This window comes from Brasilonema sennae CENA114, assembly GCF_006968745.1.
In the GTDB taxonomy this organism is placed as follows: domain Bacteria; phylum Cyanobacteriota; class Cyanobacteriia; order Cyanobacteriales; family Nostocaceae; genus Brasilonema; species Brasilonema sennae.
In genome coordinates this window covers 4,358,094-4,372,653 of record NZ_CP030118.1, presented here as the reverse complement: position 1 = coordinate 4,372,653, position 14,560 = coordinate 4,358,094, and the positions used below count along the sequence as shown (strand labels likewise).

Here is a 14,560-nt window from a genome sequence, read left to right as displayed (position 1 = left end):
GCATGACTAACAGCACCCTTGAATTCATTCGTCACCTGACAAACTTAAGTATTGAACTAGAGGTCGATGGCGAGCGCTTACGTTGTCACGCACCAGAAGGGGCGTTAACTCCAACACTACGTCAGGAAATAGCTGGGCGCAAAACAGAAATTGTGCTGTTTTTACAACAAGCAAAGCAGGTTAAAGCTGCTCATCAGTTGTCGATTCAACCAGTGCCACGCGACGTTGAACTACCGCTATCTTTTGCACAGCAGCGGCTCTGGTTTTTGCACCAGCTCTCACCCGATAGTCGTTCTTATAATATGCTACTCATTCTGCGGCTAGAGGGGTCGCTGAATATAGTTGCACTAGAGCAGAGCCTGGGTGAACTCGTTTGTCGCCACGAGATTTTAAGAACAAATTTTCCCACAGTAGACGGAAAACCTGTTCAGCGAATTGCCCCTTTTACTGCCTTAACTTTACCAGTCTATGATTTGCAGGGGTTGTCAGTTCAGGAACAAAGCGATCGGATTCGGCAAATGGCCAATTCTCAGGCATCTGACCCTTTCGATCTAGCTGTTGGGCCATTAGTGCAATTCACTTTACTCCAACTGAGTAACCAGAAGTATGTACTGCTGTTGAAGATGCACCACATTATCTATGATGGCTGGTCTTTGAACATCTTCAACCGTGAGTTATCGCAGCTATATGCAGCTTTCACTCAAGGATTGCCCAATCCACTACCTGAATTACCTATCCAATACGCTGACTTTGCAGTTTGGCAACGCCAGTGGCTGACAGGCGAAGTCCTAGAACGCCAACTCAACTACTGGCAAAAACAGTTAGCGGGTGTCCCTGGTGTACTAGAACTGCCTACTGATAAACCACGTCCCCCAGTTCAAACCTTCCGAGGTGGAGTTGAGCGTTTTCAACTGGATCATCACCTCACACAACGCCTCAAGCAGCTGAGCCAAGAGTCAGACGCAACTTTATTTATGACTCTACTGGCAGCTTTTTTGGTATTAATTTCTCGTTATAGTGGTCAATTAGATATTGTTGTTGGCTCGGCGATCGCTAACCGCAACAACAAAAGCGTCGAGCAGCTCATGGGATTTTTTGCTAATACCCTAGCATTAAGGGGCGATCTCTCTGGCAACCCCAGCTTTGCTGACTTTTTAGTGCAAGTACGGCAGACAACTTTGTCAGCATACTCCCATCAGGACTTACCCTTTGAGATGTTGGTTGAAAAATTACAGCCTGAGCGAGATTTAAGTCGTAATCCTCTAGTACAAGTGATGTTTGCCCTTCAGAATGCTTCACTGTCTTTTGGGGATTTGCCAGGTTTAACCATCCAGAACATGTCCGCGCCAATTGATGAAATGGTCAGGTTTGACCTGGAAGTGAACTACTGGGAAGTTTCAGGAGGTTTGGAGGGTGTTTGGAGTTACAGTGCTGATTTATTTGATGCAACGACAATTACTCGCATCGCCCAAAATTTTCAAACTTTACTACAAGCAATTGTTGCCAATCCTAAAGAGCGAATTGCAGAATTACCACTGTTGACGACCGCAGAGCGTCATCAATTGTTGGTGGAGTGGAACAACACTCAAGTAGACTATCCTGGTGAGAAGTGTATACATCAGTTATTTGAGGAGCAAGTAGAGCGCACCCCGGATGCTGTAGCAGTTGTATTTGAAAATCAAAAGCTTACCTACCGAGAGTTAAATCAACGCGCTAACAAAATCGCCCATTATCTCAAAACTCTAGATGTGAAACCAGACGTATTGGTTGGGATCTGCATGGAACGCTCTTTAGAGATGGTAATTGGGATATTAGCAATTATTAAAGCAGGTGGTGCTTATGTACCTTTAGATCCCACTTATCCCAAAGAGCGTTTAGCATTTATGTTGGCAGATGCTCAAGTGTCGGTGTTGTTAGTGCAACCACATCTAGTCCCAGAACTACCGCCACACCAAGCGCAAGTAGTATGTATAGACAGCGCCTCTCAAGAGTTTGCTGCTTACAGCCCTCAAAACCCAATTAATGAAGTTACAACAGAAAACTTAGCTTATGTAATTTACACCTCCGGTTCTACAGGAAAGCCCAAAGGTGCAATGAACACTCATAAAGGCTTGTGTAACCGTCTATTATGGATGCAAGATACATATCAACTAACAGCAACCGATAAAGTTTTACAAAAGACACCCTTTAGCTTTGATGTTTCAGTTTGGGAATTTTTCTGGCCTTTATTCACAGGTGCGAGTTTAATTATCGCTAGACCAGGTGGACATCAAGATAGCCGTTATTTAGCCCAACTAATTGCCCAAGAAAAAATTACGACAGTTCACTTTGTTCCCTCAATGTTGCAAGTGTTTCTAGAAGAAACCGAACTAGAAAAATGTGGTAGTATCAAACGGGTAATTTGTAGCGGAGAAGCTTTATCTATTAATTTAGAAAAATGCTTTTTTGAACGATTAAACGCTGAATTACACAACCTTTATGGGCCAACTGAAGCGGCAATTGATGTAACTTTTTGGGCTTGTCAACCCAATAGTAATGAGAAACTTGTTCCTATTGGTCGTCCAATTGCCAATACACAGATATATATCTTAGATAAACATTTACAACCTGTTCCCATTGGAGTTAGTGGTGAGTTACATATTGGTGGTGTGGGATTAGCACGTGGTTATTGGAATAAACCCCAATTGACTCAAGAAAAGTTTATTTCTAGCCCCTTTGAAGCAGGAAAATATTTATATAAAACGGGTGATTTAGCACGTTATCGTTCTGATGGAAACATTGAATATTTAGGCAGAATTGACCATCAAGTAAAAATTCGTGGCTTCCGCATAGAGTTGGGAGAAATTGAGGCATTACTGGCTTCTCACCCAGATGTGTGGGAAAGCGTGGTGATGCTACGAGAGGATGAACCGGGCGACAAACGTTTAGTAGCTTATGTAGTGCCGCAGATTGAACAATCTCCCACAGTCACAGAACTGCGTCAGTTTCTGAAAGCAAAGCTACCAGAGTACATGATACCAAGTGCTTTTGTGCTGCTGCAGTCCTTACCTCTGACTCCCAACGGCAAAGTAGATCGCCACGCCTTGCCAAAACCGGAGTTAGACAGCACACTGCTAGAAAAATTTGTCGCCCCGCGCACACCCATTGAGGAAATGCTGGCACAAATTTGGGCGCAAGTCTTAAAAGTAGAACAAGTTGGCATTCATAATAACTTCTTTGAATTGGGCGGACACTCGCTACTAGCAACACAACTGGTTTCACGCATCCGCAACATTTTCAAAGTAGAACTACCATTGCGTAGCTTGTTTGCCGCAGCCACAGTTGCTGAATTAGCACAAGAGATTGAGCAGTTACAGCAACAAGACTTAGAACTAACTGCCCTACCCATTTTAAGGCGGGCAAGAGATGCAGAATTGCCACTATCATTTGCCCAAACACGGCTGTGGTTTTTAGACCAGTTCGAGCCGAACAGTGCTTTCTACAACATACCCTTTGCTTTGCATATAGTCGGAACTCTGAGCGTGACAGCCTTAGAACAAAGCTTACAAGAAATAATTCATCGCCACGAAGCCTTACGCACCAACTTCATCACAGTTGATGGACAACCAACGCAAATTATTCAAAAACAGACGAATTGGACAGTATGTGTTGTTGAGTTGCCACATTTGCCAACCAGTGAACAAGAAATCGCCACACAGCAATTAGCAAAAAAACAAGCTATTCAACCGTTTGACCTGGCAAACCAAGCATTAGTCAGAGCAACATTAGTAGTGCTGTCCGAGACAGAACACGTTTTATTACTGTGTATGCACCATATTGTCTCAGACGGCTGGTCAATGGGTGTGTTTATCCAAGAACTAGCGGCACTGTACAAAGCTTATTCTCAAGGTCAGCCGTCACCGTTAGCACCACTACCTCTGCAATACACAGATTTCGCCATTTGGCAAAGACAGTGGTTGCAAGGAGACGTATTACAAAGTCAATTGAATTACTGGCAACAAAAACTGGCAAACGCACCAGCTTTATTATCGTTACCCACAGACCGACCCAGACCTGCTGTGCAGACTGACAACGGAGCATATCAAGAGTTTGCACTCTCACAGAAGCTAACTGGTGAACTGACACAACTGAGTCAGCAACAAGGAGTCACCTTGTTCATGACGCTGTTGGCAGCGTTTGATACGCTACTTTATCGTTACACAGGACAAGAAGATATTTTGGTGGGTTCGCCAATTGCTAATCGCGATCGCAGTGAAATAGAAGGGTTAATTGGCTTTTTTGTCAACACTTTGGTCATGCGTTCTAACTTGGCAGGCAACCCCAGTTTTAGCGAATTACTAGGTCGTGTTCGTGAAATGGCAATGGAGGCATACTCTCATCAGCATTTGCCATTTGAAATGCTGGTGGAAGCATTGCAGCCAGAACGGAATCTGGGCCATACACCACTGTTTCAGGTAATGTTTGTCCTCCAGAATGCGCCCACATCCGGAGTAGAACTGACTGGGCTAAGTGTCAGTCCATTCCCAATCAAAGGCGCAAATGCAAGGTTTGATTTAACTTTAATCATGCATAACGCTGCCTCTGGGTTGGTAGGGATTTGGGAGTACAACACTGACTTGTTTGATGCTAGTACCATAGAGCGAATGACGGGTCATTTTGTTACCTTGCTTGAAGGTATTATTGCTAACCCAGAACAGCAAATCTCCCAGTTGCCCCTATTGACACAACAGGAGCAACAAAAGTTACTTGTCGAATGGAACGATACAGGGGTGAATTATCCTTCTGATAAGTGCATCCATCAGTTGTTTGAGGAGCAGGTGGAGCATACACCCAATGCAGTGGCAGTGGAGTTTGAAAATGAACAGCTTACTTACTATGAATTAAACTACCGCGCTAACCAGTTGGCGGACTACTTGCGCTCATTGGGTGTAGAAGCTGATGTCCTGGTCGGTCTGTGTGTAGAGCGTTCTTTAGAGATGGTCATAGGACTACTGGGGATTCTCAAAGCAGGTGGTGCATACCTGCCACTTGATCCTGAGTATCCGCCTGAGCGTTTGAGCTTTGTTTTAGAAGATGCTCAAGTTTCAGTTTTGCTGACCCAGCAGTCACTCGTTGACCGACTGCCCCAGTGTGAAGAAGCAGGGGGGCTCTTAGCAGGGGGCAGGGGGAAAGAGGGGGCCTTGAGTTCTCCTGCCTCTTATCAAGCACAGCTTGTTTGTTTGGATACTGACGCTGAACTGATTTCCCAGTGCAGTCAGGGTAATCTTATCTCCGACGGACAAGCAAATAACTTAGCTTATATAATTTATACTTCTGGTTCTACAGGTCAACCTAAGGGTATAGCCATGAATCAGGTTGCCCTTTGCAATTTGATTATGTGGCATAGGGACAATCTGAAAATTGCTCGTGGAGCAAAAACCCTGCAATTTGCTTCGATTAACTTTGATGTCTCCTTCCAAGAAATATTCACCACCTGGTGTTCTGGAGGCACATTGTTCCTAGTTGGGGAGGAATTACGCCGAGATGCCTCAGCTTTGTTAGGTTTTCTTCAACAAAAAGCTGTTGAAAGACTATTTGTTCCCTTTGTTGCCTTACAGCAACTAGCTGAAGTTGCTGTTGGTAGCGAATTAGTTAATACTCATTTGAGAGAAATCATTACCGCTGGGGAACAGTTGCAGATTACTCCCGCTATTTCTCAATGGTTAAGCAGATTAAATGATTGTACATTGCACAATCATTATGGACCGTCAGAGACCCATTTAGCCACTAGTTTTACTGTGAATAATTCAGTAGAGACTTGGCCGCTACTTCCTCCGATTGGGCGACCTATTGCCAATACACAAATCTATATACTAGATAAATATTTACAGCCTGTACCCGTTGGTGTACCAGGAGAATTGTATATTGCTGGTGTCCTTTTAGCGCAAGGCTATTTCAACCGAAGTGAGTTAACACAAGAAAAATTTATCCCTAACCCCTTTAAAAGAAGCAGGGGAGCAGAGGAGCCAGTGCGTTGCGGAGAGCAGCGCCGTGCGGGGGTTGCCCCAAAGTCTGCCGGGGGAAGCTTCCCCCGGCGAGCTTTGACCCTTGAGGCGACTGCGGAGGGTTCCCAAGGCACGTTTTCGGGGGAAGTTTCCCCCGAAAAGCTGCCGCCCCGTTGTAGCACCTGGCGTGAGCAGAGGAGCAGAGGGGAAACTTTTAATTCTGACCGCCTTTACAAAACAGGAGACTTAGCACGCTATTTATCTGACGGTAATATCGAATACTTAGGACGCATCGACAATCAAGTTAAAATACGCGGTTTCCGCATTGAGTTGGGTGAAATTGAAGCAGTACTAAGCCAACATAGTCATGTGCAGGCATCTTGTGCGATCGCCCGCGAAGATATTCCTGGAAACAAACGCCTAGTCGCTTACATTGTGCCTCAAAAAGAGCAGACACTCACAGTTAGCGAACTGCGTGGCTTTCTGAAGGAAAAGTTACCAGAGTATATGGTGCCAAGTGCAATAGTTATCTTAGAAGCTCTACCGCTTACCCCCAACGGTAAACTAGACCGTCGCGCTTTGCCAGCACCTGATTTACACAGCGAAATTACAGACAAATATGTTGCCCCACGTAACCCAATCGAAGAAATTCTGTCACTAATTTGGGCGCAAGTCCTGAAAATAGAGCAAGTGGGTATTTATGATAACTTCTTTGAACTTGGAGGACATTCGTTACTAGCAACGCAACTAGTTTCACGCGTGCGTACGAGCTTGAAAGTAGAACTACCATTGCGTAGCTTATTTGCTGCACCAACAGTTGCTGCAATTGCGCAATCGATTGGGCAATTGCAGCAACAGGATTTAGAACTCACAGCATCACCCATCGTACCAAGAGCACAGAATGCAGAATTACCACTGTCCTTTGCCCAAACACGGCTATGGTTTTTAGACAAGTTAAACCCGAGCAGCGGCTTCTACAATATACCCTCAGCTTTGCGTCTAGTCGGAACTCTTGAAGTTGCAACGCTACAACAAAGTTTACAAGAAATTATTCATCGTCACGAAGCTTTACGCACCAACTTCATCACAGTTGATGGACAACCAACGCAAATTATTAGGGAACGCTTAACTCTTAACAGGGAACAGGGAATAGTAAGAACTTCAAACCCTCTAGCATTTATACCTTGGACAGTCTCAATTATTGACTGGCAACATCTGCCAACAAGTGAACAAGAAGTTGCTTTGCAGCAATTAGCGCAAGAACAAGCGCAACGACCTTTTGATCTGACAACTGAAGCATTAATCAGGGCAACATTAGTAGTGCTGTCCGAGACAGAACACGCCTTATTAATGTGTATGCATCACATTGTCTTTGATGGTTGGTCAATGGGTGTGTTTGTTCAAGAACTAGCAGCACTGTACAATGCTTATTCTCAAGGTCAGCCGTCACCTTTAACATCACTGGCTGTGCAGTACGCAGATTTCGCAATTTGGCAAAGAGACTGGTTGCAAGGGGATGTATTACAAAGCCAACTGAATTACTGGCAACAACAACTAGCAAACGCACCAGCTTTATTGTCGTTACCCACAGACCGACCAAGACCTGCTGTGCAGACTTTCGCTGGGGCATATCAACAGTTTACACTTTCAGTTGAGTTAACTGATAGATTAGTAAAACTGAGCCAGGAGCAAGGTTGTACTCTGTTTATGACGCTGTTGGCAGCTTATGATACTCTGCTTTACCGCTACACAGGACAAGCAGATATTTTGGTAGGGACACCAATTGCAAACCGCGATCGCAGTGAGATAGAAGGGCTAATTGGCTTTTTTGTCAACACTTTAGTCATGCGTTCTAACTTGGCAGGCAACCCCAGTTTTAGCGAATTACTGGGTCGTGTTCGAGAAGTCGCTTTGGGAGCGTATGCTCATCAGAATTTGCCTTTTGAAATGCTGGTAGAAGCATTGCAGCCAGAACGGGATCTCAGCTATACACCACTATTCCAGGTGATGTTTGCCCTCCAGAATGCGTCCACATCTCAAGTAGAGTTGACTGGGTTGACTGTCACTCCATTGATAACGGAAGGCACAACGGCAAAGTTTGATTTAACTTTAATAATGCAGAACACTGCCACTGGGCTGGTGGGTTTTTGGGAGTACAACACTGACTTGTTTGATGCTAGTACCATTGAGCGACTGACTGGTCATTTTGTGACATTGCTTGAAGGAATTATTGCTAACCCACAGCAGCAAATCTCACAATTGCCACTGTTGACAGCAGCTGAACAACAGCAGTTATTAGTGGAATGGAATGATACTCAAGCAGATTATCCTTCTGATAAGTGTATCCATCAGTTGTTTGAGGAGCAGTGTTTGAGCACACCAGATGCTGTGGCAGTTGTGTTTGAAGATCAACAACTAACCTATGAGCAGTTGAATAGTCGTGCTAACCAGTTGGCACACTACCTCAAGTCTTTGGGAGTGGGAGCAGATGTGCTAGTAGGCATTTGTGTGGAACGCTCAATAGAAATGGTGGTGGGACTACTAGGTATTCTTAAGGCGGGTGGGGCATATCTGCCACTTGACCCTGAGTATCCCACCGGACGGTTGCACTTTATGCTAGAAGATGCTCAAGTTACAGTGTTGCTAACTCAGCAAAAACTCGTTGACAGACTGGCTCAACATCAAGCAAAGCTTATTTGTTTGGATACTGACTGGCAGCTTGTTTCTCAGTCAAGTCAGGATAATCTCATCACTGAAGCACAAGCGAATAACTTGGCTTATGTAATTTATACTTCCGGTTCTACGGGTCAACCCAAGGGAGTGCTGATTGCCCATCAAGCATTGCTGAATTTGGTGTTCTGGCACAAAAGAGCTTTTAACATCACTTCATTAGATAAAGCTACTCAATTAGCAGGAACAGCATTTGACGCTGCGGTCTGGGAATTATGGCCTTACCTAACGGCAGGAGCAAGTATCCACCTAGTCAAACCTCAGCTCCTTAGCTCCCTAGTGAAGCTACGAGACTGGTTGATTTCAAAGAAAATTACTATAAGTTTTCTGCCAACACCATTGGCACAGGAATTATTGTCTTTGGAATGGCCGACTGAAAATTTGGCTTTGCGAACCATACTGACTGGAGGAGATAAGCTTAATCAGTATCCATCAGATTTAATCCCCTTCCAAGTCGTAAATAATTATGGCCCGACTGAAAATACTGTTGTCACAACTTCTGGGCTGGTAGTTGCTAAGGAGCAAGATCAAACTTCACCGACCATTGGACGAGCGATCGCCAATACACAAGTTTACATCTTAGACGAAAATTTGCAACCAGTGCCTGTGGGTGTGCCAGGAGAATTGCACATCGCTGGTGTTGGGTTGGCAAAAGGTTATCTCAACCGTCCCGAACTAACTCAGGAAAAATTTATTACCAACCCCTTTTACAATTCAAAATTCAAAATTCAAAATTCAAAATTATATAAAACAGGAGATTTAGCACGCTATTTACCGGATGGCAATATTGAATACCTGGGACGCATTGACAATCAGGTAAAAATTCGGGGATTTCGTATCGAATTGGCAGAAATAGAAACTCTATTGGGTCAACATGGTGATGTGCAGAACTGTTGTGTCATAGCCCATGAGGAAATTCCAGGGAATAAGCAGTTAGTCGCCTACATAGTGCCACAAAAAGAGCAGACTTGTACTGAGCGAAGTCGAAGTACACCAACCAAGGACGAACTGCGTCAGTTCCTTTCCAATAAACTGCCTGGGTATATGGTGCCAACTGCTTTTGTGATGTTGGAGTCCTTACCCCTGACACCTAATGGTAAAGTAGACCGTCGCGCTTTGCCTGACCCAGATTTACATCAGGAACTGTCAGATTACGTAATGCCAAATACAGAAGCAGAAAAAATCATCGCTGGCATTTGGCAAAAAGCACTACAAGTAGAAAAGGTGGGAATTTACAATAATTTCTTCGAGCTAGGAGGTCATTCGTTACTCCTAGTAAAAATTAATCAGCAATTGCAAGAAGAATTGGGTTTAGAACTATCCATTGTTGATATGTTTAATTACCCAACTATACATAGTTTAAGCCAATACTTAAGTACTAAACTCAAAAAAGAAGATACAATGAATGAAAAAAAATCTCGTAGTCAATCTTATAGTGAAAGTAAAACTTTAAGAAACCAACAATTACAATCCAGGCAACAATATCGCTCTCAGAGAAAAAGGTAAAAATGACAATAAATTCAGTATATAGTAATGAATTTAACAATTCTGAAATAGCAATAATTGCTGTTGCTGGTAAATTCCCTGGCGCAAAAGATGTTGAATCGTTTTGGCAGAATTTACGAGAGGGTGTAGAATCTATATCCTGGCTAACAGATGAAGAATTGACAAAATCTGGTGTTTCTCTCGATTTGCTGAGTAACCCTAATTATGTAAAAGCTAGTGCTGTTATATCAGACATTGAATTGTTTGATGCAAATTTGTTTGCTTATAGTGCCAAAGAAGCTGAGTTAATAGATCCACAACAACGCCTATTTTTAGAATTGGCTTGGGAAGCCGTAGAAAAAGCTGGTTATGATCCACAAACTTATCATGGTTTAATAGGGGTTTATGGTGGTGTAGGGATGAGCAGGTATTTGCTCAATAACCTTTACCCTAATCATCAATTATTAGAAACAACTGATCCGATCCAATTAGGATTTTCCAACGATAAAGATTTTTTACCTACACGAGTTGCATATAAACTTAACTTGACTGGTCCCGCAGTAAATGTACAAACAGCCTGTTCCACTTCTTTGGTTGCTGTTCATGTAGCGTGTCAAAGTCTCTTAAATGGTGAATGTGACATAGCTTTAGCTGGTGGAGTTACTCTCAGCATTCCCCAAAAAATAGGTTATTTACATCAAGAAGGAATGATTCTTTCTCCTGATGGACACTGCCGTGCTTTTGATGCTAAAGCACAAGGAACAATTGCCGGTAGCGGTGCTGGTATTGTGGTGTTGAAAAGATTAAAGGATGCGATCGCCGATCGCGACTACATCCATGCCATTATTAAAGGTTCAGCGATTAATAATGATGGTGCAATGAAAGTGGGCTTCACTGCTCCTAGTGGTAGCGGTCAAGCAGCAGTAATTGGCGAGGCTCAAGCTATAGCTGGTGTAGATGCTGAAACAATTTCTTATATCGAAGCTCATGGTACAGCTACACCTATAGGAGATCCGATTGAAATTGCAGCTTTAACTCAAGCTTTTAGGCAAACTACCGACAAAAAAGGTTTCTGCGCTATTGGTTCGCTAAAAACCAACTTAGGACATTTAGATACAGCAGCAGGTGTCGCAGGTTTGATTAAAACTGTATTAGCACTGCAACATAAAATGCTGCCTCCTAGTTTGCACTTTGAGACACCTAATCCCAAAATTGATTTTGCCAACAGTCCTTTTTATGTCAATACAACCCTGACTGAATGGAAAACAAATAACACCCCTCGCCGTGCTGGAGTTAGTTCTTTTGGTATGGGAGGTACTAACGCTCATGTAATTTTAGAAGAAGCACCTTTGTTGAGGCAGGGGGCAGGGAGCAGGGAGCAGGGGAGAAATTATCAATTGTTGGTAGTTTCGGCTAAGACTGCTACGGCGCTTGAGAAGGCAACAGGTAATTTAGTCGCGCATTTAAAGGAGCATCCTGAGCTTAACTTGGGTGATGTTGCTTACACGCTTAATAGTGGTCGCCGGGGTTTTAATCATCGACGGATGTTAATTTGTCAAGACTTAGAAGATGCTGTCAATGCTCTCAGTAGTTTAGCAGCCCAACAAGTTTTTACTGATTATACAGAGATTACAGAACGGTCTGTTGTCTTTATGTTTCCTGGTCAAGGTTCGCAGTATGTGAACATGGCACGGGAAATTTATCAGACTGAGACAGTATTTAGAGAACAAGTTGATTATTGCTCAGAAATTCTTAAATCCCTATTAGGGGTAGATTTACGTCATATTCTTTACCCCAACAACGAAAAGATTGACGAGGTATCAAAGCTACTTCAACAGACAGCCATTGCCCAACCTGCGCTTTTTGTGATTGAGTACGCTCTAGCTAAATTATGGCAGTCATGGGGAGTCGAACCTGTAGCTGCGATCGGTCATAGTATTGGCGAATATGTAGCAGCAACTCTAGCAGAAGTTTTTTCCTTAGAAGATGCCTTATCTCTGGTAGCAGCACGCGGGGTGATGATGCAGCAACTTCCCACTGGAGCAATGCTTTCTGTTCCTCTGCCCGCAGACAAGATAAAATCCTTATTAGGGCAAGAACTTTCTGTTGCAGCGATTAATCAACCATCGCAGTGTGTAGTTTCCGGTTCAACAGCAGCAATAGATGCACTACAAAATCAGCTTGCTACTCAAGGTATTGAATGTCGCCGTTTGCATACTTCCCATGCTTTCCATTCGCACATGATGGAACCAATCTTAGAGGCTTTTGCAGAGCGAGTCAAAAAAGTTACTTTAAATCCTCCAAAACTTCCTTATATTTCCAACCTTACTGGCACTTGGATTACAGTCACCCAAGCAACAAATCCTGAGTATTACGCTCAACATCTGCGTTCCACAGTGCTGTTTGCCCAAGGTGTAGAGAAATTACTGGCAACACCTGAGCAAATATTACTAGAAGTAGGACCAGGACATACACTAACTACATTAGTCAAAAGACATCCAGACAAAGCATCTGCACAAACGGTCTTAACTTCGGTACGTCATCCTCAAGAAAAGCAATCCGATATTCATGTTTTATTCAACACATTAGGTCAACTCTGGTTGACTGGGGTCAAAGTAGATTGGTTTGGATTCTATACTCACCAAGAGTACTATCGTCTTCCCCTACCGACTTATCCCTTTGAACGCGAACGATATTGGATTGATCCCCCACAAAAAACAGCTTGGGGACAGTTGCAAACTTTACCCACAACATCACAATTATGGACATCGCTTACACAAGCAGGTCAAAAACAAGCGAATACTAGAAATGCAGAACTCAATGAGTTAACATATCAAGAGAACAGACAGTGGTTGGATCGTTTATGCACAGCCTACATTAACTCTGCATTCCAGCAATTAGGAGCTTTTAACAATGCCAAAGAAAAGTATTCTTTGGAGAATTTATTGGCGCAATGCCATATTTCTCCCCGCTATCAGCAATTGTTGTCTAGATGGTTGCAAATATTGGTGGAACAAGGACAACTAGAGCAACAGGAGGAATTATTTACTCGATTAGTGCCATGTTCACAACATTATATTAATGAACATTTAGAACAAGTCCGAGCGAGGTTCGCTTCTACATCTTTAGTAGATTTAGATTTAGTGCAACGCTGTGGTGAAAATTTAGCTGCTATTGTTGTTGGTGAACAAGAACCATTAGAGATTTTCAATGAACTAATTTATCAAAAAGAAAACAACGGTTCAAATATAGAAGGGGAAAACAACGGTTCACATCCAGAATCTTTCTTAAATACTTACTACAACTCTATCTTGCGCTCAAGTTTGGAACAGGTGGTCAAGTCATTACCATCATCTGTTCACCTGAGAGTTCTAGAAATTGGTGGGGGTACAGGTATGTCTACGCAAGCATTATTACCTGTGTTGCCGCCCAAACAAACCAACTATACTTTTACTGATATTGGTAGCGGCTTCCTAACTCAAGCCCAACAGAAGTTTCAGGACTATCCATTTGTCGAATATCGATTACTAGATATAGATAAGTCGCCAACTGAGCAAGGGTTTGAGAAGTATAGCTTTGATGTAGTCATAGCTTCTAATGTGTTACACGCAACTCGGAATATAGATCAAACACTCCACCATGTACGCTCTTTATTAGCTCCTGGCGGCTTCCTCTTAATGTGGGAAATAATTCAGCCGAAAATAGACTTTGATATTAGTTGGGGTCTGCTGTTGAAACCTTTAGACGATAAAAGACGCAGCCCAGGTCAGCCTTTTATCATTAAAGAACAGTGGTTTGAAGCACTACGCGCTCAAGATTTTGTTCAAGTTGCTGCTTTTCCTGAAACTGAAACGTTTGAGCATAAGATTATTATGGCTCAAGCTTCTGCATTAGCTGCATTTAGTACTAAATCTGGGCAAAAAGAAACTGACACCAAATCAGAGGCTTCATTACAAACAAAGCCGGATGTTTTTCAGCCAGAAAAATTGTCTGCACTTCACTCAAGACCTAATTTGCCCAATTCCTATATAGCTCCACGTGATGAGAGTGAGCAAAAAATCGCTGAGATTTGGCAAGAATTATTAGGAACTAAACAGATAGGAATTCATGATAACTTTTTTGATTTAGGAGGAGATTCTTTAATAGCTGTTCAGGTTATATCCCGATTACGCAAGACTTTTTCTATTCAATTAACTGTAGCACTTTTCTTTGAATGTCCCACCATAGCTGAAATAGTACCAAAGCTAGAAAAACAATCAGAACTAGATACCAACTTAGATGCAGATGAAAGAGAAGAAATCGCAATATAAATAAGTAGGTCAACATTGAAAAACGTAAGATAGAGTTTTGGCGATTACTGA

Annotated in this window: 2 protein-coding genes; both read left to right on the top strand. The window is 42.9% G+C overall.

What is annotated here, in order from left to right; genetic code table 11:
- The first annotated feature begins 2 nt into the window (after window positions 1-2).
- Window positions 3-10,220, top strand: a complete 10,218-nt coding sequence (locus DP114_RS18515; protein WP_171976794.1) for a non-ribosomal peptide synthetase — start codon at window positions 3-5, stop codon at window positions 10,218-10,220.
- Between the two features lie 2 nt (window positions 10,221-10,222).
- Window positions 10,223-14,509, top strand: a complete 4,287-nt coding sequence (locus tag DP114_RS18510; RefSeq protein WP_171976793.1) for a type I polyketide synthase — start codon at window positions 10,223-10,225, stop codon at window positions 14,507-14,509.
- The last annotated feature ends 51 nt before the right edge of the window (window positions 14,510-14,560 follow it).